Source organism: Streptomyces sp. NPDC087440 (assembly GCF_044744005.1).
Classification (GTDB): Bacteria; Actinomycetota; Actinomycetes; order Streptomycetales; family Streptomycetaceae; genus Streptomyces.
Genome location: NZ_JBIUXN010000003.1, coordinates 271188 through 294799 on the forward strand (window position 1 = coordinate 271188; position 23612 = coordinate 294799).

The window sequence follows — 23612 nt, forward strand, 5'->3', positions numbered from 1 at the left end:
ACCCCTTGCGCCGGGTGCCGCCTCGGCGGGAGGCGGCACCCAGGGGGTCACTTCCGTGGTGGGCCCGTGCTCTCCCTCGGCTCCAGGTGCGGCAGTTCGCCCTGGAGGCTGCGTACGGGGGCTCCGTCGAGGACGGCGAGGAGTTCCTGCGCGGCGAGGCGGCCGAAGCCGGGGGTGTCGCGCACCAGGGCCGTCAGCCGGGGGTGGGTGACCCGGCAGAGCGCCGAGTCGTCCCAGGCGACGATGGACAGCTCCGAGGGGACGGAGACACCGCGTCCGGCGGCCACGGAGGCGCCCGCGACGGCCATCACGTCGTTGTCGTAGACGATCGCCGTGGGGCGGGTGCGCGGCGGCTCGTCGAGGATGCGGCGGGTGGCGGCGGCACCCTCCGCGTCGGAGTAGTCGGTGGCCACCGAGCGCACCTCGTCCTCGGTGAGGTTGCGGCGGGCGGCCTCCGCGCGCAGGGACACGATGCGCCGTTCCGTGTGTGCGAGGCCGCGCATTCCGGCGACGTGCACGATGCGGCGGTGGCCGAGGGAGTACAGGTGGTCCAGTACGGAGGCCATGGCGCCCGCGTCGTCGGCCCACACGTTGGAGACGGCCGGCGGGGTCTCCGCGTGGTGCCGGTCGGCCTCCAGGCCGCCGATGACGACGGCGGGCAGCCCCAGGGAGGCCAGCAGGGCGGGGCGGGGGTCGTCGACGCGGGGGTCGACCACCAGGACGCCGTCCACGCGGCGTTCGGCCCACCAGCGGCGCAGGACGGCCAGCTCGGTGTCGAGGTCCTCCACCACCTGGAAGAGCAGGGCCACTTGGCGGGCGGACAGCGCCTCCTGGATGCCGGAGACGAGCTGGAGGAAGAACGACTCGACGCCCAGGGTGTGCGCGGGCCGCGCGAGCACCAGCCCGGCGCACCCCGACCGCTCGCCGGAGAGCGCGCGGGCGGCGCTGTTGGCCTGCCAGCCCAGCTCCTCGGCGACCCTGCGCACCCTCTCGCGGGTGCCCGGGGAGACTCCGGGGCGGTCGTTGAGGGCGAAGGACACGGCGCTCTCGGAGACTCCGGCGCGGCGGGCGATGTCCTTCATGGTGGGTCTGCGCGCCGGACGGGGCCGGATGCCGTCACCGGACGCGGCAGCAGCGGTCATGGGGCGGGGGTCCTCTCGGGAGTGGGGTTCTGCCGAATCTGCGGAAGGGGTGCTTCCACCCGTACCACGGGTGCTTCCACCCGTACGTCGACGGCCGCGCTGTACGCGATGCGGCCCTGCCCGACCGCCTTGACCAGCACCCAGTAGCTGCCGGGTGCGGTGGTGACGGGCGGGTGCAGGGTGAAGCGGGCTTCGGCCGTGCCGTCCGGGGGGACGTCGACGACGCGCGAGCGGGGACCGGCCGACTGCCAACCACCGTACGGGGAGACCAGGATGGCCTCGCACCGCAGGTCACTGCGCAGGGTGTTCGACAGATGGACGGGCAACGGGACACTCTCCCCCGCGACGACACGGACCGTTCCTTCGGGCACGCTGACGGCGATCCCCGGCACGGGCAGCGCACTGTCACCGGCGACGGTGACAGTGAGGCTGTCCTCCACGGCGGTGCCGTCCTGGAACTCCGCCGTCACCCGCACCAGGTGGTCGCCCGCCGCCGCCCCGCCCGCAGGCTCCACCCGGAACGGGAGACGCACATGCCCGCCCGCGTCCAGGGCGACCGTCTGCGTCGTCCAGGAGGTCTGCCACCCAGCGGGCGCGTGCACGGTCACGGTGGCCTCGCCCGCCGGTCCCCCGGAGGCGACCGTCACCAGGTCGGGCGCGACCGTCACCGCGTACGGTGAGTCGCCCAGCGGCGCGGTGCCGGTGTTGTGCAGCCAGTACCTGCTGAAGCCCGGCTGCAACGCCTCCCTGTGCTCGACGGTGGAACCCGGCCCCTCCGGCAGGGTGAGGTGCAGGGTCGTCCACTGGTTGCCGCCGAGCGTCACCCGGTACGCACCGTCGCCGGCGTCGGGCGTCAGTTCCTGCTGCGGTACGTCGAGGAGGTCGGCCCGTGCCGCCCCGGCCACCGGGAAGGGCACCCGGACCGTGCCGGTGACCGTCCGCCCCTGTGCCTCCCTGAGACGTACGGCCACGCCTCCGTCGGCGGCGCGCTTGACGGTCTCGACCAGCAGCCCGTCCACCTCCAGGAAGCGCCCGGCACCGGGCTCCGCGCCCGTCACCCGTGCGGTCATCGGGGAGTTGAACTCCCGCCCCCTGCGCACCAGGTCGAGGTCCCGCCAGTCGCCCGCCCCTGACACCAGGGCATGCGTGAATGCGTGCGTCCAGTGCTGGAGCTGGAAGGAGCTGCCGTCGGGGGCGGTGCGGCGCGGCGGGTCCATCCACGCGCCGCTCGGCCGCCCGGTGCACGACCGCAGCAGCGAACTGTGCAACCGGCCCCGGGTGTCCACCGCGCACCCCGGTGTGCCGCGCACCAGGAGGGCGACCGTGCGGTCCTCGAAAACGGCATACTCCTGCGCCCCTTCCTCCGGCAGCGGATGCAGCGCCCCCACCTGGCGCTCGCGCACCACCGTGTCGGTGAACGACGCAAGGGTGCCCGCGAGCACCAGCACCGGAAGGTCCCGCACTCCCGTCAGGTCGCATCCGGGCTGCCAGGTCTCCCGCAGGGGCCGCAGCGCGGGCACCCACACCACCGGTGCGCCGCGCTTCACGGCGTCCGCGTAGGCCGGGTCGGCGGCGGCCAGCACGGCGGCGGTGAAGGCGTTGGCCTCGGGTCCGCCGAGGGCCAGCCGGAAGTCGGGGAGGCTGCTGTCGACGGCGAGGTCGCCCCAGCGGGGCCCGTCCGGGCGGGTGGGCGTGGTCGTCACGCCGAGTGCGCCCAGCGCCGTGACGCACTCCCGCAGCCCCTCGGGCGCTCCCGCGTCCGGCAGGACAATCTCGCCCGCGCCCAGCGCCCGCACTCCGGCCGCCGCTCCGTCGGGGCCGCTCAGCACCGCCCGGGTCATGGCGGAGAGGCCGAACCAGTTCAGGCACGGGGTGTCGAGGGTCCACGGGGCCCGGGTGTGGTCGGCGCCCGTGTCGGCCTCGGGGAACGCGAAGCCGCGCCCCACGGCCGCCGTGGCCGTCTCCGCGACGGGCTGCGCGCCGGGCACGTCCACGGGCAGGCGCAGCCGCAGGAGCTGGTCGCTGCCGGTGAAGTCCCGCACGAGGGTGTTCAGTTCGACCCTGTCCACGCCGTCCCACAGGGTGGTCGTCCGGGTCCACGCCACGGGCCCGGTGCGCCCCGAGGCGACGATGCGCGCCCCGATCGGGCAGCGCTCGACCCGCACCGCGTCGGCGGGCGCGGACTCCGAGGACTCCCCCGGCCCCTTGGGGAGCAGGTGCCAGGGCCCTTCCTCGAAGAAGGGGTGGGCCGGGTACTCGTCCTGGACGACGAGCGCGTCCACCTCCCCCGCCGTCAACAGCTCCTGTCCGTCGGCTCGTTGGGTGATCCGGCACAAGCCGCCGCCCCGGGTCGGGTCGGCTTCCACCTCGTACGTCTCGTTCCGTACGACGGGTGCCGCACCCGCGTCCACGGTCCACCCCTCGGACAGTCCCGTCTCATCACGGACCACCGACCAGGTCCGCCGCCCGAGCCCCGGCACGTCCGCCGCCAGGAAGGCGATGCTCACCGCGCCCTCCGGGGAGACCCCCTCCACCAGGACCGGGGAGAGCGCGCCCGTCTCGTCGCACAGGGCGAGCCGGTCGGCCCGCGCGGCGAGGCCGGGGAGGTCGACCCGTACGACATCCGTCCGCGTCCACGACAGCGCGTTGACGACGGTCACCGAGGGGCCGGCCGCCTCCGCCGAGGCACCGACCCCCTCCCCCACCAGGGCATCCAGCGCCAACCCCCGCACCTGGCCCGCCAGTTCGTGTGCCTCGCGCCAGGTCGGCAGCAGGTCGAGGTAGACCTGGTCGGAGAAGGTTCCGGTGACGGCGTCGTGGTGGGCGGCGTGCAGCAGGTGTCGCCAGGCCTTGTCGAGGGCGGCCTGCGGGTACGGGAGGCCGTCGCGCGCGTGGGCGAGGGCGGCCAGGGTCTCGGCCTCCTGGAGGAGGTATTCGGCGGCGCGGTGGGCCTGTTTCACGTCGGCGTACGAGACGTCCTTGCCGGTGTAGACGGGCCCCATCTCGCGCGTCACCGGCAGCGGAAGTTCGCCCCTGGACGTCAACTCGGCCCGGACGGCGGCGAAATGGTCACTGGGGGTCGCGTGCTCCAGCTTCGGCCAGGTGTAGCGCGCGGTCCACTCGCGCTGGACCGCGAGGCCCCACGGGTGCGGCCAGGAGAAGTCCGTGCCCATCGGGATGAGGACGTTGCGGGTGGTCGCGGAACGGCGCAGCAGCTCGAAGAGTTCGAGGAGCTTCGCGGCGGCGGCCTCCGCGTCCGGCTCGGCGTGCGAGAACCAGCCCGCCGAGTAGTGGGCGGGGAGGTAGTGCAGGAGCAGGCCGGGGCCGCCGCCGGGGCCGATCCACTCGTACTCGGAGGGCAGTTGCATGGCGGTCGGGGGCCGCAGCGCCGCGCCCCAGGTGTCCATCATCGGACCCCACTGGTGGTACGGGCCCCGGGCGAGGACCGCCGAGTCGAGGCCCGCGCCGGCCATCAGGGAGGGGAAGCCGGGGTCGTGGCCGAAGACGTCGAGCTGCCAGGCGGTACGGGGGTCGGCGCCGAGGGCGTCGCGGTGGAGGCGCAGGCCGTGCAGGGCGCTGCGGACGGTGGTCTCGGCGCAGGTGAGGTTGGTGGAGGGCTCGTTGTAGGTGCCGCCGACGATCTCCAGGTGGCCGTCCGCGATCAACTCCCGCAGCTCGTCCCGGTATGCGGGATGCGTGTCCCAGAACGGCTTGAGGTAGTCGACCTCCGAGAGGACGAAGCGGTACGAGAGGTCGTCGCGGGCCTGCTGGAGGTGCAGCGGCACGAGGGTGAAGGCGGGCACCCCGACGTACTCCCAGCCCTTGTCCGGCTCGCCCTCCCGGGCGGGGGCGTCCCACTGGGAGGTGTAGGCGGCCTGGGTGTTCCACCAGAGCGGGTCGTAGTGGAAGTGCGGAACCAGGCGGACCGTCCAGCCGGGTTCGGCGGCGACCAGGTCGCAGGGACGGGAGGCGAGGAGCCGCCCGTCCGGGGTGCTGACGCGGACGGTCGCGGGCAGGCGGGTGCCGGGGGACGCGCCGCACAGGTCGACGGAGACCTCAACGGTGTCGGACCGGGTGAACTCCCCTGACGGGGTCGGCAGTTCGGAGGCCGCATCCACCCCCGCATACGCCTCCACCGCGTCCGCGCGCAGCCATCGCGGGTGCGGCGTCTCGACCTGTGGACCCGCGAGTGAGACGACGAGGGGGCCGACCGGCCGGCTCCGCCGCAGTCCCACGCGTACCACCTGCAACGGATGACCCTCCGGGCCGGTGAAGAGGCTCGGTGTGTCCACCCCCGTGACCGTGACGCCGGTGCGCATGCCGTCCACCCGAACCCCCAACTCCGTACGCCAGTAGGCGAGTAGCAGCTAAACCGCATTAGCGGTCACGCGGCATTTGATGCGCACGCACATGTCACGCACTCCGGCTAAACCGCATGAGCGCGAAGAAGCATTACCGCTCCCGCCCTGCGGTGTCAACTCCCCACTCAACCGCTTTAGTCCAGCTCACAGCCGTACAAAAACCGACGCTGACCGACCTGTTGACGAATGCAGATCGCCCCCTCCATCGTGTGTTGCGCAATCCGGCAGCGCGGCCGGTGCGAAGAGGAGGAACGACGATGTCCCGTGGGCGCCTGTCCCGCATCTCCATCGCCACCGCCATGGCGGCAACCCTGCTGTCCACCGCCGCCTGCGGTCTGGGCGGCAGCGGCAATGACAACGATGCCAAGCAGCCCGAGAAGTCGGGCAAGGTGTCCGGCGAGATCAGTTTCCGCACGCTTCAGCTCAAGCCGACCTTCACCACGTACGTCCAGGGCGTCATCGACGCGTTCCAGAAGAAGTACCCGGACGTGAAGGTGAAGTGGGAGGACGTACCGGGCGACGGCTACAACGAGAAGCTGGTCGCGGACGCGCAGGCGGGCGCACTGCCGGACGTCGTCAACCTCAACACCGACTCCTTCCAACTCCTCGCCGACCGGGGCATGTTGGCCGATGTCGCCACACTGGACCCGGCGGTGCAGCAGGAGTACGTGCCGGGCGCGTGGGACCAGTACAAGCTGCCGGGCAAGAAGGGCGTGTTCGCGTACCCCTGGTACGTGACGCCGGAGATCCTCACGTACAACAAGGATCTCTTCGCGAAGTCCGGCCTGGACGTCGACAAGCCGCCGACGACGGTGGAGCAGTTCTTCGACTACGCGGAGAAGATCACCGAGAAGTCCGGCGGTAAGTACGCGGCCTTCATGGCCGACCCGAAGTCCCGGCTCCCCGGCGACTGGCAGAAGATGGGCGTGCCGGTCCTCAACGCGAAGAAGGACGCCTTCACCTTCAACACGCCGAAGGCCGTCGCGTGGGTCGAGCGGATGAAGGAGCTGTACGCCAAGGGCGCGATGCCCAAGGAGTCGCTCACCAAGTCCGACGACACCAGCCAGCTGTACGGGGCCGACAAGCTGGTCTTTGGCCCGGGTTCGCCCGGGTTCATCCGGGACGTCAAGGCGAACGCGCCGAAGGTGTACGCCAAGACGCAGGTGCAGAAGGCCGTCACCGGGGTGCTCGGCCACATCGGGATCTACACGCAGTCGCTGGGCGTCCGCAAGGACACCAAGTCCCCTGACGCGGCAGCCGAGTTCGCGAAGTGGGTCACGAACGGCCCCAACCAGGTCGCCTTCGCCAAGGAGGTCGCGATCTACCCCTCGAACGCCAAGGGCCTGGCCGACCCGTACTTCTCCGACAAGGGCGACGGCAAGGACCCGGAGACCCTGGCGCGGGCGCTCGGCGCGGAGGAGCTGAAGGAGGCGCAGCTCGACGCGAACACGCCGGTGGAGTGGACCAGCCAGATCGGTGACGCGGTGGTCCGCGAGATGCAGAAGGCCATCAAGGGCGAGGTGGACGCGAAGACCGCGCTGGCGAAGGCGCAGGAGGAAGCGAACAAGATCCTGGCCCAGCAGGCCCAGCAGAAGAAGAAGTAGGCGGCGGACGAGCCATGGCACAGATCGCTGGTACGGAGCGGGGCGCGGCCGCCGTCACGAAGGGCGTCGGCCGCGTTCCGGGCCCGCCGAAGGCGCGGGAGAGGCGCCGCCTGAAGAAGGAGACGGGCCAGGAGTCGGGGCTGGTGCACCGGCGGTGGTGGACGCCGTATCTCTTCCTGCTGCCGGGGCTGGTCCTGGTGGTGCTGTTCAGCCTGTGGCCGTTCATCAACACGGTCATCCTCTCGCTGACGGATGCTCAGATCCTGCGTGGCGGCGGGTTCGTGGGTCTGGACAACTACGTGCGGGCGCTTGGTGACGACACCTTCTGGCTGGCGCTGGTCAACAGCGTGGTGTACACGGTCGTGGTGGTGCCGTGCCTGGTGTTCCTGCCGCTGGCGCTGGCCGTGCTCGTACAGAAGAAGATCCCCGGGATCGGCTTCTTCCGGTCCGCCTTCTACACGCCGGTGATCGCGTCGGCGGTGGTGGTGGGGCTGATGTGGCAGTGGATTCTGCGCAGTGACGGCCTGGTCAACACGGTCTTCGAGAAGCTGCGGCTGGTCAGCGAGCCGGTGCCGTTCCTGACCGACTCCACGATGCTGCTGGTCTCGGCCATGATCGTGACCGTGTGGAAGGGCCTCGGTTACTACATGGTCTTCTACCTGGCCGCGCTCGGGAACGTGCCGACCTCGCTGTACGAGGCTGCGGCGATCGACGGGGCGGGGCCCGTGCGGCGGTTCTTCTCGATCACCGTGCCGACGGTGAAGCCGATGATGCTGCTGGTGGGGACCCTGTCGGCGATCTCCGCGCTACGGGTGTTCACCGAGATCTACATCCTGGGCGGCGAGAGCGGCGGCCCGGGCGGCGACTCCCGGACGCTGCCGTTCCTGATCCGGCAGGTGGGCCTGGGGTTCGCGGGCGAGACCGGGTACGCGGCGGCCATTTCGATTCTGCTGTTCCTGCTGACGCTGGTGTTCAGCGTGCTGGGGCACCGGCTGTCCAAGGGGGACGAGAGTTGAGCAGCACCACGGCCACGGCCGTCTCGGACGAGCCGGTCGCCCAGAAGCCGAAGAAGTACAGCAGGCGGGTGGTCGTCGGGCTGTCCGGCCGGTATCTGACCCTGTGCCTGATGCTGGTGGTGCTGGTCGGGCCGATCGTCTGGCAGTTCCTGACCTCGCTCAAGGGGCGCGGCGAGAGCGTGTACGAGGGGGTGCTGCCCAGCGATCCGACCCTCGACAACTACGCGCGCGTCGCGGAGGCGTTCCCGCTCTTCCAGTACGTCGGGAACACGCTGATCGTCGCCGCGCTGGCCGTCACCTCCAACTGCCTCTTCGCGGCGATGGGCGGATACGCGCTGTCGCGGGCCGGGTGGCGGGGGCGCAAGACCGTGTTCACGGTGCTGATCGCCACGCTGATGTTCCCCTTCGAGTCCGTGATGATCTCGATGTTCCTGACGGTGCGCGAGATGGGGCTGGTGGACACCCTGGTGGGTGTGTGGCTGCCGGGTGCGGTGTCCGTGCTGAACCTGATGATCATGCGGGCCGCCTTCCTCGCCGTACCGAAGGAGGTGGAGGAGGCGGCCGTACTGGACGGGGCCAACGAGTGGCAGCGGTTCCGGCGGGTGTTCGTGCCGAGCGCCAAGGGGGCGCTGGCGGTGGTGTGCATCACCAGCTTCATGGGGGCGTGGGACGACTTCCTGTGGCCGCTGATCGTCCTGACGAACAGTGACAACTACACGCTGCAACTGGGATTGAAGACGCTCGCCGGTGCGACGACGGTCAACGACCAGCGGCTGATCTCGGCGGGGGCGATGGCCGCGCTGCTGCCGATGCTGCTGCTGTTCTTCGCGTTGCAGCGGTACTTCTTCCGGGGGGTCGGGGAGGGGGCCGTCAAAACCTGACGTGCCGGGTGTCCTGACCTGTCTGCCCTGACCTGTCCGTCCTGACCTGTCTGGCCTGAACTGTCTTTGCTTGCAAGGGAATTGGGGATGTCGTACATGAACGCCGCCGTACCTCCGCGCCCACGATTCGGGGCCAACTACACACCGTCGGTCGGGTGGTTCCACCACTGGCTGGACTTCGACCTCGACGACGTGCGCCGGGACTTCGACTCGCTCGCGGCGCTCGGGCTCGATCACGTACGGGCCTTCGCCCTGTGGCCGGTGTTCCAGCCGAACCGGTCGATGATCCGGGGGCGGGCGGTCGAGCAGCTCGGGCAACTGGTGGACGCGGCGGGCGAACGGGGGCTCGATGTCGCGGTGGACGCGCTCCAGGGGCACTTGTCGAGCTTCGACTTCGTACCGACGTGGCTGACGACGTGGCACCGGCGGAACATGTTCACGGACGTGGACGTGGTGGAGGCCGAGGCGCGGTATCTGGAGACGCTGGCGTCCTCGCTGGCCGGGCGGTCGAACTTCATCGGCATGACGCTGGGCAACGAGGTCAACCAGTTCTCGGACCGGCCGCACCCCGATCCCGATCCGTGTACGTACGAGCAGGCCGGGCGGTGGCTGGAGCAACTGCTCGCGGCGTGCGAGCGGGGGGCGCCGGGGAAGCTGCACACGCACTCGGAGTACGACGCGGTGTGGTTCCAGCCGGGCCACCCCTTCACCCCGGCGCACGCCTCGCGGCTCGGGGGCATCACGACGATCCACTCATGGGTGTTCAACGGGACCGCCCAGCGGCACGGGCGGACGGGGGCGGCGACCGTGCACCTCGCGGAGTACCTGATCGAGCTGTCGCGGGCGTGGGCGCCGGTGGGGCGGCCGGTGTGGCTCCAGGAGGTGGGCGCCCCGGCGCCCCTGATTCCGGCGGAGCACGCGGCGGAGTTCCTGACGGACACGGTCGAGAACGCGCTGAGTTGTGAGGATCTGTACGGGGTCACGTGGTGGTGCTCACACGACGTGTCGCGGTCGCTGGCGGATTTCCCCGAGCTGGAGTACGGGCTCGGGCTGCTCACTTCGGAGCGGGAGGTGAAGCCGCAGGGCAAGGCGCTGGGCGAGCTGGCGGGGCGGGTACGGGCTGGCACTGCGCCCGGGCCGGTGCGCAGGACCACCGCGCTGGTCCTCGACGTCGGGGACGCGGAGACTGCGCCCGGGCGAGGCACGTGTGCGCCGGGCGGGGACTTCTACGAGGCGTGGGCGCGGTTGGCGGCGGACGGCGTACGGGCGGGGGTGGTCCTGGCGGACCGGGCGTCGGATGCGGCGCACTTGGAGGGGAGGGGTATTCGGGAGGTGGTGCGGGTGGGGGCTGTGGTCGGGGGGTGAGGGCGTAGGGGGTGCAGGGGCAGCGCCCCCTCCCGTACCCTCCTAGCCCCTTGGGCTCCGCCCCCGCCCCCCTCCACCCGAAAGGCCCCCGTACCCCCCGTACCCCTGTCCTCGTAGCCACCCCCTCCACACGTACGGAGTACCCCTCATGCACGACGACCGCAGCATCGTGGAACACCGCCTCCGGCGTGTGCTGCACGACCGCATCCAGCCCGCCGTTCATTCGCAGTCCGTTCCGCTCACCATCGAGCGCTGGGAGGCCCCGGGCGAGCCCGTGCCCGTCGCGGAGGGGCTGTCCGCCGGGTACGGTCCGGCCTCGGCCGGTGAGCCGTGGGGGCCGGCCTGGGGCACGACCTGGTTCCGGGTGACCGGGCGGGTGCCCGCCGAGTGGGCCGGGAGGACCGTCGAGGCGGTCATCGACCTGGGCTTCGACCGGAACATGCCCGGCTTCCAGTGCGAGGGCCTGGTCTACCGCCCCGACGGCGAGGCCGTGAAGGCGCTGAACCCGCGCAACGACTGGGTGCGCATCGGCGGGGAGCACGTCGAGGGCGGCGAGGAGGTGCTGCTGTACGTCGAGGCGTCCTCGAACCCGATCCTGGTCGACCACGCGCCGACGTACGAGGGCGACCGCCTGACGGCACGTCAGGACCCGCTGTACCGCATCGAGCGGATGGACCTGACGGTCTTCGAGACCGACGTCTGGGAGCTGGTGCAGGACCTGGAGGTCCTGGGCTCCCTCATGCACCACCTCTCCCAGGACGACGCGCGCCGCTGGGAGATCCTGCGCGCGATCGAACGCTGCCTGGACGCGGTCGACCTCACGGACGTCGCCGGCACGGCCGCCCGTGCCCGCACCGAGCTGGCGGAGGTGCTGGCCTCGCCCGCCACCCGGTCCGCGCACCGGATCAGCGCGGTGGGGCACGCGCACATCGACTCGGCGTGGCTGTGGCCGCTGCGCGAGACCGTGCGGAAGGTGGCGCGGACCTCGTCCAACATGGTCGCCCTCATGGACGACCACCCGGAGTTCGTCTTCGCGATGTCGCAGGCGCAGCAGCTCGCCTGGATCAAGGAGCACCGGCCGGAGGTGTTCGCGAAGGTCAAGAAGAAGATCGCGGACGGGCAGTTCGTGCCGGTGGGCGGCATGTGGGTGGAGTCGGACACCAACATGGTCGGCGGGGAGGCGATGGCCCGCCAGTTCCTGTACGGCAAGAAGTTCTTCCTGGACGAGTTCGGGATCGAGACCAACGAGGTCTGGCTGCCGGACTCCTTCGGATACACCGCCGCCATGCCGCAGTTGGTGAAGCTGTCCGGGTCGAAGTGGTTCCTGACGCAGAAGATCTCGTGGTCGCAGGTGAACAAGTTCCCGCACCACACGTTCTGGTGGGAGGGCATCGACGGCACGCGGGTCTTCACGCACTTCCCGCCGGTGGACACCTACAACTCCGACCTGGGCGGCGAGCAGATGGCGCACGCCGCCCGCAACTACCGGGAGAAGGGCCGGGGTTCGCGCTCGCTGGCCCCCTTCGGGTGGGGTGACGGCGGTGGCGGTCCCACCCGCGAGATGCTGGCGCGGGCGGAGCGGCTGCGGGACCTGGAGGGCTCCCCGAGGGTGACGGTCGAGAAGCCGTCGGCCTTCTTCGCCAAGGCGGAGGCGGAGTACCCGGACGCGCCGGTGTGGGCGGGCGAGCTGTACCTGGAGCTGCACCGGGGGACGTACACCTCGCAGGCGAAGACCAAGCAGGGCAACCGGCACAGCGAGTCTCTGCTGCGGGAGGCGGAGCTGTGGTCCGCGACGGCGGCCGTCCGGGTGCCCGGATTCGGCTATCCGCAGGTGGACTTGGAGCGGATCTGGAAGACGGTCCTCCTCCACCAGTTCCACGACATCCTGCCGGGGTCGTCGATCGCCTGGGTGCACCGGGAGGCGCGGGAGACGTACGCGCGGGTGCGGGCGGAGCTGGAGGCGATCACTCTCGCCGCGCAGACCGCGCTCGCGGGCGAGGGTTCGACGCCGCTGGTCTTCAACGCGGCCCCGCACGAGCGGAACGCGGTGGCGGGGATGGGCGCGGCGGCCACCCCGCAACGTACCGCCGAAGCCGTCACAGCGGCGGCCCGCGACGGCGGCTTCGAGCTGGCGAACGGTCGGCTGTGCGTCGTGGTCGACGCACGTGGGCTGGTCGTGTCGGCGTACGACGTCGAGGCGCGGCGCGAGGCGGTCGCACCGGGCCTGGCCGCGAACCTCCTCCAGGTCCACCCGGACTTCCCGAACATGTGGGACGCGTGGGACATCGACGAGTTCTACCGCCATAACGTGACGGACCTGACGGCGGTCGACTCCATTGAACTCACCATGTCCGGAGCCGACTTGGCGACGGTAACGGTGTCGCGCTCCTTCGGCGAGTCGACCGTCGTCCAGCGGCTCAGCCTGCGCGCCGGTGCGAAGGTGCTCGATATCGAAACGGATGTGGAGTGGCACGAGACGGAGCAGTTCCTGAAGGCGGCGTTCCCGCTGGACGTGAAGGCGGACCGGTCGGCGGCGGAGACGCAGTTCGGACACGTCTTCCGCGCGACGCACACCAACACCTCCTGGGAGGCGGCCAAGTTCGAGATCTGCGCGCACCGGTGGATCCAGGTGGAGGAGCCCGGCTGGGGCGCGGCGGTCGTCAACGACTCGACGTACGGCCACGACGTGACCCGTGATGTACGGGAGGACGGCGGCCAGACCACGACCGTCCGCCTCTCCCTGCTCCGCGCCCCGCGCTACCCGGACCCGGAGACCGACCAGGGCTCGCACCGCCTGCGCTTCGCGCTGGCGCCGGGGGCTTCGGTGACGGACGCGGTCCGCGAGGGTCACTGGATCAACCTTCCGGAGCGGACGGTGTTCGGTTCCGACGCGGGTGTCGCGCCGCTGTTCCGGGTCTCCGACGAACGGATCGTCGTGGAGGCGGTGAAGCTGGCCGAGGACGGGAGCGGGGATGTGGTCGTACGGCTCTACGAGTCGGCGGGCGGGCGCGCGGCGGGGACGCTGACGGTGGGCTTCTCGGCGTCCTCCGTCACGGAGACGGACCTGCTGGAGCGGGCGCTGCCGGAAGCCGGGGCGTATGAGCTCGGCGCCGGCGGCGAGGTGGAGGTGGCTCTGCGGCCGTTCCAGATCCTGACGCTGCGGGTGGCGCGAGGTTAGTACCCGGCGGGCGGGCCGGTCGGTGGGGGTTCCGCTGCGCGGCGGAATCGCACACCGACCGGTCCGCCGTGCGTCTACGCGCCGGCCCGCTGTCCCAGGATGTCGCGCAGGGCGGGATCGGCAGCCGCCTCGTCGTGCAGCGTCGTGGACAAGTGGGCCAACTGCTCGCGGCGCTCGGTTTCGCCGTCCGCCTCTGCGGTCAGGCGGGTGGCCCACGCCCTCCGCTGCTCCGCCCGGACCCCGACCGTCTCGTTGAACAGCGCGTACAGGGCGTACCACCGCACCGCGTCGCTGCTGTCCGTCGCCAGCTCCAACAGTGCTTCCAGGACCCACTGTTCGGTGGAATCCGGATCCGCCAGGTCCGGCAGGGCGGCGGCGACCGCGAAACGCATCGCCTGCTCGGGGTGGGCCCGGTGGGCGAGCACCAGGTCCAGGGCCTGCTGAGCCCGGTGGTGTCCGAGCACCGAGATCATCCAGCTCAGGACCCACGGGTCGGGCTCGTCCTCCAGCTCGCGCAGGACGACCGCGACGGTCTCCTCGGTGAAGGGGCGGCGGCCGTCGTCGTCCGGATCGCCCAGCTCGCGCAGTACGCGTGCGCCCAGCTCCCGTTCGTCGGGGTCGTCGCGTCCCAGCAGGTGTGCGGCACGGTCGAAGACCTCGCGGGTCGGACGCCCGTGCAGGGCGTCCAGGCAAGGCGTCGGGGCTTCCGCGTCCTCGCCCGCCTGCTCGCTCACCTCCGCGAGCGCTCCGGCGAACAGCTCGTCCGTCGTCCGGCGGGCTTCATCGGTTCCCCCGCGGTCCACTCGGCCCTCACTCGCCCCCGCACGCCGGTCCCCCATCCTGCTCACCCTCTCACTTCACCTGCGCCGCAATCCGTCGCGCGCACTCCATGGCCTCAGTGTGGGTGGTGTCCACCTCCAGGTCGTACCGCATCCCCCGATGCACCACCTCCGCCTGCCCCGCGGCCATTCCGCCGGCCCGGTCGCCTCGGGCGACCTCACGCCCCGCCGCCACGTCCGCGTCGCACCGGACCCCGACCCACAGCACCTCGACGTCCCCGCCGAGCGCGGCTTCCCACCGGTCCTGGCCGGCACCGCCCCCGAGGAAGACCTCGTCCACGACGACCCGTGCCCCCGCCCGCACCATCGCCACGACCCCGGCGGTCCACGCGTCCTGCAACCGCAGGAAGTCCTCCCCCACGGTCACGGTCCCGTCGGCCCCGATCACCAGCCCCCGCCCCGAGCCCGCCCCCTCCTCCTCGGGCTCGCGCAGCGACCGGGGAAGGAGGTCGACGAACAGGTCGGTGCCCACGGCCAGCCAGGGGTCCGGCAGCACCGCCTGCAAACAGCGGACGATGCCCGACTTCCCGGAGCTGGAACCACCGTTGAGCACGATCATCTGCGTCTTCACGGCGCCACCGTAGGGGACGGCCCGTCCGGGCGGCGACCGGATTGCCGGCCCGGCGGACCTGTTCGCCCCGCGAGGACTGCGCCGCTGACCGTTCAGACGAGGGTGACCTCCACCGGCAGCTTCTTGATGCCGTTGACGAAGTTGCTGCGGACGCGCGGGACGTCGCCCGTCAGGCGGATCGACGCGATGCGCGGCAGCAGCTCCTCGAAGAGGATCTGGATTTCGAGGCGGGCCAGGGAGTTGCCGAGGCAGAAGTGCGGGCTGCCCTTGCCGAAGGTGACGTGGTCGATGTTCGTGCGGGTGACGTCGAAGGTGTACGGGTCGGTGAAGACGTCCTCGTCGCGGTTGCCGGAGGCGAACCACAGGACGACCTTGTCGCCCGCCTTGATCTCCTTGCCGCCCAGGGTGGTGTCCTTCGTCGCCGTGCGGCGGAAGTGGTAGACGGGCGAGGCCCAGCGGAGGAACTCCTCGACCGCGCCCGGGATCAGGGCGGGGTCGGCCTGGAGCCTGGCGAGTTCCTCCGGGTGCTGGATGAGGGCCAGCATGGAGTGCGAGATGGCGTGCCGGGTGGTCTCGTTGCCCGCGACGACCAGCAGCAGGAAGTAGTTGTCGAAGTCGGTGGGGGTGAGCGGGACGCCGTCCTTCGGGGTCTGGTTGACCAGCAGGCTGACGAGGTCCGTGCCGTCGCCGCCCCGGCGCTCCTCGGCCAACTTCCGTCCGTACGCGAAGACTTCGAGCGAGGCGGGGCTGCGGAAGGGCAGGTCCCGGTACTTCTCGCTCTCGGCGGAGTGCAGCAGGACGTCCGCGTAGTCCGGGTCCGTGTTGCCGATGATCCGGTTGCCCCAGTCGATGAGCTGCTGGGTGTCGTCCTCGGGGATGTCGAGCATCCGGGCCAGGACGTTGATGGGGAAGTCGGCGGAGACCTCCTCGACGAAGTCGAAGCTCCCCTTGGCGAGGGCGGCGTCCAGGGTGCGGCGGGTCAGGACGCGCAGGAAGTCGCCGTAGGCGGCAACTGCCCTGGGAGTGAAGGGTTTTTGGAGGAGGCGGCGCATCGCCTGGTGGCGCAGGCCGTCGGTTTCCAGGAGGGAGCGGCGCAGGGCGATCTGGTCGTCGTCCACCTCCTCCAGGTTGGTGAAGCGGGTGGAGGTGTACGTCTCGGGGTCGCGGTCCACCGCGACGATGTCGGCGTGCTTGGTGACCGCCCAGAAGCCGCTGTTCGGGGCGGGTTCGGGCTGCCAGTGGACGGGGTCCTCGCGGCGCAGGGTCTCCAGCATCCGCCAGGGGGTCTCGCCGTCGAGGAACCTGTCCGGGTCGGCGAGGTCCACGGCTGACAGGGGCAGGGGTTCAGGCATGGCTCAGGGCTCCAGAGGCTCAGATGTGGTACGCGTACTCGCCGAACTCCCAGTCCGTGACGTGCTGTTGGAACCGCTCGACCTCGTTGCGCTTGTAGGCGAGGAAGGAGGAGGTGAACTCCTTGCCGAGGAGTTCGGTGAGCGGGCCGTCGGCGACCAGTGCGTCCAGCGCGGCGGTCAGGGACGCGGGCAGCTGGGGGGCCTTGCTGACGTCGTAGCCGTAGCCCTCCAGCGGGGCGGGGGGCTCCTCGCCCGCGCGAATGCCGAGGAGGGCCGCGGCCAGGGTGGAGGCGACGACCAGGTACGGGTTGGCGCTCGCGTCGCCCAGGCGCACCTCCAGGCGGGAGGCCGCGCCGCGCTCCGGCGGTATGCGCAGCATGGCGCTGCGGTTGTCCAGGCCCCAGTCGATCAGCCACGGGGCGAGGGTGTCGGGGCCGAAGCGCTTGTAGGAGTTGACGGTGGGGTTCTGGAGGGCGGCCAGCGCCGGGGCGTGCGCCAGGATTCCGGCGAGGGCGTGGCGGGCCAGGTCGGACAGGCCGTGCGGGGCGGCGGGGTCGTCGAAGGCGTTGTCGCCGGAGGTGTCGGAGACCACGGAGAGGTGGATGTGGAAGCCCGAACCGCCCTCGTCGTTGAAGGGCTTGGCCATGAAGGTGGCCAACTTGCCTTCCTTGCGGGCGAGTTCCTTGACGGCGGCCTTGAAGCGGAAGCCCCGGTCGGCGGCGTCGAGCGCCTCGGAGTGGTCGAGGTTGATCTCGAACTGGCCGCTGCTGTACTCGTGGTTGCCCGCCGTCACGCGCAGCCCGAGGTCGCGCAGGTGGCGGATCGTACGGAGCAGGTGGCGGTCGGGGTCGCCGCGCAGGCCCGCCGTGTAGATGTTGCCGGGGGCCTCGGCGTACCGGCGCCAGCCGGTGGGGGTGCCGGGGGCCTCCTCGCAGAGGAAGTATTCGAGTTCGGGGCCGACGACGGGGACGAGCCCGTGCTCGGCCCACGCGTCCAGCACCCGCTGGAGGACGCCGCGCGGGGACTCCGGGGCGCGCTCGCCGGTCGCCGGGTCGGTCGCCTCACCCAGACACCAGGCCACGCCGGGCTCCCAGGGCAGCGGGACGAGGGTGGAGAGGTCGGGCTTGACCAGGATGTCGGGCAGTCCGGCGTCCAGGCCGCCCGCGACGTCGACCGTGTCGCCGCGCGGGGAGGTGTGGTAGACGGCGCGGCAGAACGCCAGGCCGTGCCCGAGGGCCGAGGGCAGGTGCTCCACGAGGATGTCGCGGGCCCGGTCGGTGCCGAGGAGGTCCGGGAAGGTCACGCGTACGACGTCGATCTCGTGGCCCTGGGCGGCCAGCCGCTCCAGGGGCTCACGGGCCTGCGGCGGCAGCGGGGCGTACCGGGAGACGGCGGCCGGGACCGCAGGGGCGGACGCGGCCGCCGAGTGCGAGTGCGACGGGTACTGCTGAGCGCTCACCGGTGAATCCTCCATGTCGTTTGACTCCAAAAGATATGCAGGCCCCCGGTAGGGCACAAGAGGTGGGCGGCAACTTTCCTCACCTTCACACGGCCATCGGCCGACCGGAACACGACTGTTGACCGGCCGGGCTCGGGGGCTTAACTTGTTTGAACTCAAACGAGTTCACGAGCAGGTCCCCGCACCGCACCCCGTGCGTCCCACGGACGACCCCGGCTCGCGCTCTCACCAGCGGCATCACCACTTCTCCCGGGAGGCACGCCCCATGAAGGTCGTCGTGGACATGGACGTCTGTCAGGACCACGGTCAGTGCGTCTTCGCCTCCCCGGAGGTCTTCCGACTCAGCGACGAGGGACGGCTGTTGTACGTCGCCGAACCCGACGAGTCGCTGCGCGAGGACGTCGAGGACGCCGCGGACGTCTGCCCGCTCCAGGCCATCACCATCGAGGACTGACCCCCACATGAGCACTCTCGACCGCATCGTGGTCGCCGGGGCCTCCCTCGGCGGACTGCGCACCGCCGAACAGCTGCGCCGGGCGGGGTTCACGGGCGAGATCGTCGTCGTCGGCGACGAACCTCACATGCCCTACAACCGCCCGCCGCTCTCCAAGGAGGTCCTCGCCGGGAAGGCCGGCTTCGAGTCGCTCGCCTTCCGTCCGAAGGCCGCCGCCGGGGACGTGGTGTGGCGGCTGGGCTCGGCCGTGGCCTCGGCGGACCTCGCCGGGCGGACCCTCACCCTGGCGGACGGCGCGACCCTCTCGTACGACTCCCTGGTCGTCGCCACCGGACTGCGGCCGCGGCGACTGGACGTGCCGGGCCCGGTCGGGGGCCGGCACACGGTCCGCACCCTGGACGATGCCCGCGCCCTGCGCGGTGCGCTGCGGCCGGGGGCGCGGGTGGCCGTCGTCGGCGCGGGCTTCGTCGGCTGCGAGGTCGCCGCGACCGCACGGGGGCTGGGTGCGGAGGTGACCGTCGTCGACCCGGGACCGCTGCCGCTGGTGCGCGCGCTGGGCGAGGTGCTCGCGCGGGCACTGCTGGCCCGGCATCGCGCGCAGGGCGTGCGCTTCGCCCTCGGGCGTACGGTCAGCCGCTTCACCGGGACCGACGAGCAGGTGACGGGACTCGTCCTGGACGACGCCTCGCGGGTGCGGGCCGACGTGGTCGTGGAGGCCGTCGGGTCGCTGCCCAACGTGGAGTGGCTGGCGGGCAACGGGCTCGACCTGAGCGACGGCGTGCTCTGCGACGCGGCGCTGCGGGCGGTCGGGGCGCCTGCGGGTGTGGTCGCCGTGGGCGACGTGGCCCGCTTCCCCAACGCGCGGTACGACACGGTGGCCCGGCGCGTCGAGCACTGGTCGGTGCCGGGCGACAGCGCCAAGCACGCGGCCCGGACACTGCTCGGGGCGGAGCAGGAGGCCTTCGCGCCGCTGCCCTCGTTCTGGTCGGACCAGTACGCGGACCGCATCCAGTCGTTCGGCTCGCCCGGTCTCGGCGCGGGCGACGTGCGCGTGCTGGAGGGGGACCCGGCCGGGGACGTGCTGGCCGGGTACCACGACGCGGGCGGGCGGCTGGTGGGGGTCGTGGCGCTGGGCGGGGCCGCGGTGGTGGCCAGGGCCGCTTCCTACCGGGCCGAGCTGACCTCCCCTTCCGCCGAGTCGACCTCCCCCTCTGCTGAATCAACCGAACCTTCCTCTTCACCCGTAACGCAAGGAGCACTGGCGTGAGCACCGTTCGCGGCTACTTCCACCCCAAGACGGCGACCGGGTCGTCGTCGCTGATTCCGGCGCCGCCGTGGCAGTACTCCGGCGACCTGCTGACCGTCGAGTACCGGACGGACCCGGAGCGGGTGCGTGAACTCCTGCCGGAGCCACTGGAGTTGGCGGACGAGGACCCGGGTGCGGTCGCGCTGATCTGGGCGGACTGGCAGTCCTGCTCGGCGTCGCAGGAAGAGCTGCTCGACCCGGTGCGCGCGCAGTACAAGGAAGCGTTCGTGGTGGTGCGGTGCTCGTACCGGGGTCGGACGTACTCGCGGTGCGTCTACATCTGGGTCGACAAGGACTTCGCGATCGCCCGCGGGCTGCACCAGGGCTACCCGAAGAAGCTCGGCTCGATCCACCAGACGCGCCCGCACCCGTACGGTCCCGCGCCCCGGGTGGCGGCCGGGGCCCGGTTCGGGGCGACGCTCGCGGCGGCGGACCGGCGGCTGGCGGAGGCCACGTTCACCCTCCGCGAGGAGAGCGCCACCAACGGGTTCGTGAACGGGCACCCGATGATCCACCACCGGTGGCTCCCCTCGATCGAGAAGGGGAAGGGGCTGGCGCTGGACGAGCTGGTCGAGACGGGCGGCGCGTCCTTCGAGGCCGGTCCCGCCTGGGCCGCGGACGCGGAGCTCACGCTCTTCGACGCGCCGACCGAGGAGCTGTCCCGGCTGGAGATCCGCGAGCCGATCGGCGCGTACTTCCGCCAGGTGGGCGTCACGTGGGACGGCGGCCGACTGCTGGAGTCGGGAACGTCCGGGGCGGAGTGAACCCCGCGCCCACGGAAGCCGAGCAGCCCTCCTGACCACCCTCCCCCCTCCCAAGGAAGCCCCATGCCCCACACCACCACCGTCGCCAGTACTCCCATCGACACCCGGCACTGGATCAACGGCGTCCGCGTCGCGTCCGCCGACGGCGCCACCTTCCCCGACCACTCCCCCATCGACGGCACCGAGCTCGGGCAGATCTCGCGCGGCGGCAGGCCCGAGGCCGAGGCCGCCGTGGCCGCCGCCAAGGCCGCCTTCCCGGCCTGGGCCGCCACGTCGTACGAAGAGCGCGCCCGCATCCTGCACGCCATCGCCGACGGCGTCGAGAAGCGCCTGGAGGAGCTGGCCCAGGTCGAGACCCACGACAACGGCGCGCTCATCCGCTCGCACCGCCGGGGCGTCATGCCGCGCGTCGCCCACAACTTCCGCTTCTTCGCCGACTGGCTGACGAACGACCTCGGGCACCCCGACTTCGACACCAACACCCGCCGCAATCAAGTCAGTTGGGACCCGGCAGGACCCTGCGTACTGATCACGCCGTGGAACGCTCCGCTGATGATGGAGAGCTGGAAGGTCGCCCCCGCCCTCGCCGCGGGCAACACCGTCGTCCTCAAGCCCGCCGAGTGGTCGCCGCTGACCGCCTCCCTGCTCGCCGACATCGCCGACGGGGCCGGGCTGCCCGCCGGTGTGCTCAACATCGTGCAGGGGTACGGGGCCGAGGTCGGCCAGGCGCTGACCGAGCACCCCGACGTACGCCGCATCAGCTTCACCGGCTCCGTGCCGACCGCGCGCCACATCTCGGCGGCCGCCGCCGCGAACCTCACCCCGACCTCGCTCGAACTGGGCGGCAAGTCACCCCTGTTGGTGCTGGCGGACGCGGACCTGGACCTCGCCGTCGAGCTGGCCGTGGAGCAGTACGACAACGCCGGTCAGGTCTGCCTGGCGGGCACCCGGCTCCTGGTGCACGAGTCCATCGAGGCGGAGTTCACCCGGCGCTTCGTCGAGAAGGCGAGCGCCCTCGTCCAGGGCGACCCCCGCGACGCCGCCACCGACCTCGGGCCCAACATCCACCCCCGCCAGCTGGAGAAGATCGACGGCTTCGTGCAGCGCGCGCTCGCGGCGGGCGCCGAGGCCGTGATCGGCGGCGGGCCCAACACCGAACTGGGCGGCCTGTACTACCGGCCGACCCTCCTCACCGGCCTCGCCCAGGACGCCGAAGCCGTCCAGGAGGAGATCTTCGGCCCCGTCCTGACCCTCCAGACCTTCGCGGACGACGACGAGGCGATCGCGCTCGCCAACGGCACCCGCTTCGGTCTCGCCGCCACCGTCGTCAGCGGCGACCGCGACCACGCCGACCTGATCGCCCGGCAGCTCGTCGCGGGCACCGTCTGGGTCAACTGCTTCTACGTACGCGACCTGCGCGCACCCTTCGGCGGCTCCCGCCAGTCCGGGGTCGGCCGGGAGGGCGGCACCTGGAGCTTCGACTTCTACTGCGACCTCAAGAACACCGTCACCGCACAGGAATCAGGGTGGGCGTAAACATGGGTGAAATCGTCGGCGCGGGGCTGCTGTCCCACGTCCCCACCATCGTTCTGCCCGAGGAGACCCGCAAGGAGCTCAACGAGGGCCGCGAGATCAGCCTCGTCCCGGGCCTGCGCAAGCTGCGCGAGGAGGTCTTCGAGACGCTGGACTACGACACCGTCGTCGTCCTGGACTCGCACTGGGCGACCACCGTCGAGTACGTCGTCTCCGCGCAGGACAGACGTGCCGGTCTCTTCACCTCCGAGGAGCTCCCGCGCGGCATGTGCCGGATGCCGTACGACTACCCCGGCGACCCCGAACTGGCCCGCAACATCGCGAAGTTCGCCGACCGGCACGGCACCTGGATCACCCCGATCGACGACCCGTACCTGCCCGTGTACTACGCCACGATCAACCTGTGGAAGTACCTCGGCGAGGGGCTGCCGGACAAGAAGTGGGTGTCGATCGGCGTCTGCCAGACCGCCGACACCGAGGACAACCTGCGGCTCGGCCGTGCGCTCGCCGACGGCATCGCCGCCACCGACCGCAAGGTCCTCCTGATCGCGTCCGGCGCCCTGTCGCACACCTTCTGGTCCCTGCGCGAGTTGCGCGACCACGAGTCCAGCGACCCCAGCCACATCTTCACCGCCGGTGCCCGCGAGGCCGACTACGAGCGGATCGCCTGGTTCGAGCAGGGGCGGCACGACGAAGTCCTGCGCACGATGCCGGAGTTCTACCGGTTCAAGCCCGAGGCCCGCTTCGGGCACTACCTGATGATGGCCGGCGCGCTCGGCGAGGAGCGCTGCACCGCTCCCGGACGGCTGTTCAGCGCGTACGAGAACTCCGTCGGCACCGGCCAGGTGCACATCTGGTTCGACCGCCCCGAGGGCGGCTGGACCGCAACCCCCGCAACCTCCTCAACCTCTGCGAACACGAATCTGGAGACCTCCCATGCCTGAGTACCGCCGTATCCTCCTCGACGGTGCCGTCGTCCAAGTGGAGCGCCAGGACGACGAGTTGGTCTCCGCCGACGGCCGCCGCGTCAAGATCGACGACGTCCGTCACCTGCCGCCGGTCGTGCCGTCCAAGGTGATCGCCGTGCACCTCAACCACCGCAGCCGGGTGGAGGAGTTCCAGATCGACCTGACCCCCACCCCGACGTACTTCCACAAGCCGACCTCCGCGCTGAACTCCCACCAGGGCGCGATCGTGCGCCCCGAGGGCTGCAAGTACCTCAACTACGAGGGCGAGGTCGCGATCGTCATCGGGAAGACCGCCCGCAACATCTCCCCCGAGGAGGCCGGTGACTACATCGCCGGTTACACCATCGGCAACGACTACGGCCTGCACGACTTCCGCGACACCGACGCCGGCTCCATGCTGCGCGTGAAGGGCTCGGACACCCTGTGCCCGCTCGGCCCGGGCCTGGTCACCGATTGGGACTTCCGTAACAAGTACCTGCGCACGTACGTCAACGGCGTCGTCGTGCAGGACGGTTCCACCTCCGAGATGGAGTGGGACATGCACTACCTGGTCGCCGACATCGCCCGCACCATCACCCTGCACCCGGGCGACGTCCTGCTGTCGGGCACGCCCGCCAACTCCCGTCCCGTGCAGCCCGGTGACGTCGTCGAGGTCGAGGTCGAGGGCCTCGGCAGGCTGACGAACCACATCGTCACCGGCCCCTTTCCCGTCCGCGACGACTGCGGTGCGCAGCCCACCGAGTCGGAGGAGGTCGTCTCCACGGCCTTCGGCGGCGACTGGGAGTTCCGCGGCGTCCGCGCACCCAAGAGAGGCTGACC

Annotated in this window: 17 protein-coding genes; 11 read left to right on the top strand and 6 right to left on the bottom strand. The window is 71.4% G+C overall.

Annotated elements, in window-relative coordinates:
* Window positions 1-47: 47 nt before the first annotated feature.
* Together ACIO3O_RS09470 and ACIO3O_RS09475 are read right to left on the bottom strand one after the other, a co-directional pair.
* A complete protein-coding gene (locus ACIO3O_RS09470) occupies window positions 48-1142 on the bottom strand; it encodes a LacI family DNA-binding transcriptional regulator (RefSeq protein ID WP_401743987.1) in 1095 nt (364 codons plus the stop codon).
* Window positions 1139-5461: an NEW3 domain-containing protein gene (locus ACIO3O_RS09475; protein ID WP_401743990.1), complete on the bottom strand. Its 4323-nt coding sequence runs from the start codon at window positions 5459-5461 to the stop codon at window positions 1139-1141. Before ACIO3O_RS09475 ends, ACIO3O_RS09470 begins: the two co-directional genes overlap by 4 nt.
* Before the next feature lie 299 nt (window positions 5462-5760).
* Between ACIO3O_RS09475 and ACIO3O_RS09480 the strand changes: the two genes are divergently transcribed.
* The 5 genes from ACIO3O_RS09480 (at window position 5761) to ACIO3O_RS09500 (ending at window position 13547) form a co-directional block, all read left to right on the top strand.
* On the top strand, window positions 5761-7107 hold the full coding sequence (locus tag ACIO3O_RS09480; RefSeq protein ID WP_401743992.1) for an ABC transporter substrate-binding protein: 1347 nt from the start codon (window positions 5761-5763) through the stop codon (window positions 7105-7107).
* Between the two features lie 14 nt (window positions 7108-7121).
* Window positions 7122-8123: a carbohydrate ABC transporter permease gene (locus ACIO3O_RS09485; protein ID WP_401743995.1), complete on the top strand. Its 1002-nt coding sequence runs from the start codon at window positions 7122-7124 to the stop codon at window positions 8121-8123.
* Window positions 8120-9004 carry a carbohydrate ABC transporter permease gene (locus tag ACIO3O_RS09490; RefSeq protein ID WP_401743998.1) on the top strand — a complete coding sequence of 295 codons (885 nt, stop codon included), beginning with the start codon at window positions 8120-8122 and terminating at the stop codon, window positions 9002-9004. Before ACIO3O_RS09485 ends, ACIO3O_RS09490 begins: the two co-directional genes overlap by 4 nt.
* Window positions 9005-9091: 87 nt before the next feature.
* Window positions 9092-10369, top strand: a complete 1278-nt coding sequence (locus ACIO3O_RS09495; protein ID WP_401744001.1) for a glycosyl hydrolase — start codon at window positions 9092-9094, stop codon at window positions 10367-10369.
* A gap of 148 nt (window positions 10370-10517) precedes the next feature.
* Window positions 10518-13547 carry an alpha-mannosidase gene (locus tag ACIO3O_RS09500; protein WP_401744004.1) on the top strand — a complete coding sequence of 1010 codons (3030 nt, stop codon included), beginning with the start codon at window positions 10518-10520 and terminating at the stop codon, window positions 13545-13547.
* A gap of 74 nt (window positions 13548-13621) precedes the next feature.
* Here the strand turns inward: ACIO3O_RS09500 and ACIO3O_RS09505 are convergent, their stop codons facing one another.
* The 4 genes from ACIO3O_RS09505 to ACIO3O_RS09520 form a co-directional block, all read right to left on the bottom strand.
* Entirely contained in the window at window positions 13622-14350 is a 729-nt protein-coding gene (locus ACIO3O_RS09505; RefSeq protein ID WP_401744007.1) for a HEAT repeat domain-containing protein, read from the bottom strand.
* Between the two features lie 49 nt (window positions 14351-14399).
* Window positions 14400-14957 (bottom strand): chloramphenicol phosphotransferase CPT, encoded by a 558-nt coding sequence (cpt, locus tag ACIO3O_RS09510; protein WP_401744010.1) that lies wholly within the window; start codon window positions 14955-14957, stop codon window positions 14400-14402.
* Between the two features lie 92 nt (window positions 14958-15049).
* On the bottom strand, window positions 15050-16309 hold the full coding sequence (locus ACIO3O_RS09515; protein WP_401744012.1) for a cytochrome P450: 1260 nt from the start codon (window positions 16307-16309) through the stop codon (window positions 15050-15052).
* 19 nt (window positions 16310-16328) lie between these two features.
* Window positions 16329-17657: a glutamine synthetase family protein gene (locus ACIO3O_RS09520; RefSeq protein ID WP_401744473.1), complete on the bottom strand. Its 1329-nt coding sequence runs from the start codon at window positions 17655-17657 to the stop codon at window positions 16329-16331.
* Between the two features lie 376 nt (window positions 17658-18033).
* Between ACIO3O_RS09520 and ACIO3O_RS09525 the strand changes: the two genes are divergently transcribed.
* The 6 genes from ACIO3O_RS09525 (at window position 18034) to ACIO3O_RS09550 (ending at window position 23610) form a co-directional block, all read left to right on the top strand.
* Entirely contained in the window at window positions 18034-18222 is a 189-nt protein-coding gene (locus tag ACIO3O_RS09525) for a ferredoxin (protein ID WP_189823314.1), read from the top strand.
* 7 nt (window positions 18223-18229) lie between these two features.
* The gene (locus ACIO3O_RS09530; protein ID WP_401744014.1) at window positions 18230-19489 is read left to right on the top strand and encodes an NAD(P)/FAD-dependent oxidoreductase; all 1260 of its coding nucleotides are present in this window, start codon (window positions 18230-18232) and stop codon (window positions 19487-19489) included.
* Entirely contained in the window at window positions 19486-20292 is an 807-nt protein-coding gene (locus ACIO3O_RS09535; protein WP_401744016.1) for an acetoacetate decarboxylase family protein, read from the top strand. The genes ACIO3O_RS09530 and ACIO3O_RS09535 overlap by 4 nt, the downstream gene beginning before the upstream one ends.
* A 63-nt stretch (window positions 20293-20355) precedes the next feature.
* Window positions 20356-21828 (top strand): aldehyde dehydrogenase, encoded by a 1473-nt coding sequence (locus tag ACIO3O_RS09540; protein WP_401744017.1) that lies wholly within the window; start codon window positions 20356-20358, stop codon window positions 21826-21828.
* A 2-nt stretch (window positions 21829-21830) separates the two neighbouring features.
* On the top strand, window positions 21831-22769 hold the full coding sequence (locus ACIO3O_RS09545) for a 3,4-dihydroxyphenylacetate 2,3-dioxygenase (protein ID WP_401744019.1): 939 nt from the start codon (window positions 21831-21833) through the stop codon (window positions 22767-22769).
* Window positions 22762-23610 (top strand): fumarylacetoacetate hydrolase family protein, encoded by an 849-nt coding sequence (locus tag ACIO3O_RS09550; protein ID WP_401744020.1) that lies wholly within the window; start codon window positions 22762-22764, stop codon window positions 23608-23610. Before ACIO3O_RS09545 ends, ACIO3O_RS09550 begins: the two co-directional genes overlap by 8 nt.
* The last annotated feature ends 2 nt before the right edge of the window (window positions 23611-23612 follow it).

Coding starts and splice junctions, on each gene's coding strand:
- ACIO3O_RS09525 (WP_189823314.1), top strand. CDS start 18,034: ATGAAGGTCGTCGTGGACATGGACGTCTGTCAGGACCACGGTCAGTGC.
- ACIO3O_RS09545 (WP_401744019.1), top strand. CDS start 21,831: ATGGGTGAAATCGTCGGCGCGGGGCTGCTGTCCCACGTCCCCACCATC.
- ACIO3O_RS09550 (WP_401744020.1), top strand. CDS start 22,762: ATGCCTGAGTACCGCCGTATCCTCCTCGACGGTGCCGTCGTCCAAGTG.
- ACIO3O_RS09480 (WP_401743992.1), top strand. CDS start 5,761: ATGTCCCGTGGGCGCCTGTCCCGCATCTCCATCGCCACCGCCATGGCG.
- ACIO3O_RS09495 (WP_401744001.1), top strand. CDS start 9,092: ATGTCGTACATGAACGCCGCCGTACCTCCGCGCCCACGATTCGGGGCC.
- ACIO3O_RS09500 (WP_401744004.1), top strand. CDS start 10,518: ATGCACGACGACCGCAGCATCGTGGAACACCGCCTCCGGCGTGTGCTG.
- ACIO3O_RS09515 (WP_401744012.1), bottom strand. CDS start 16,309: ATGCCTGAACCCCTGCCCCTGTCAGCCGTGGACCTCGCCGACCCGGAC.
- ACIO3O_RS09540 (WP_401744017.1), top strand. CDS start 20,356: ATGCCCCACACCACCACCGTCGCCAGTACTCCCATCGACACCCGGCAC.
- ACIO3O_RS09475 (WP_401743990.1), bottom strand. CDS start 5,461: ATGCGCACCGGCGTCACGGTCACGGGGGTGGACACACCGAGCCTCTTC.
- ACIO3O_RS09470 (WP_401743987.1), bottom strand. CDS start 1,142: ATGACCGCTGCTGCCGCGTCCGGTGACGGCATCCGGCCCCGTCCGGCG.
- ACIO3O_RS09485 (WP_401743995.1), top strand. CDS start 7,122: ATGGCACAGATCGCTGGTACGGAGCGGGGCGCGGCCGCCGTCACGAAG.
- ACIO3O_RS09530 (WP_401744014.1), top strand. CDS start 18,230: ATGAGCACTCTCGACCGCATCGTGGTCGCCGGGGCCTCCCTCGGCGGA.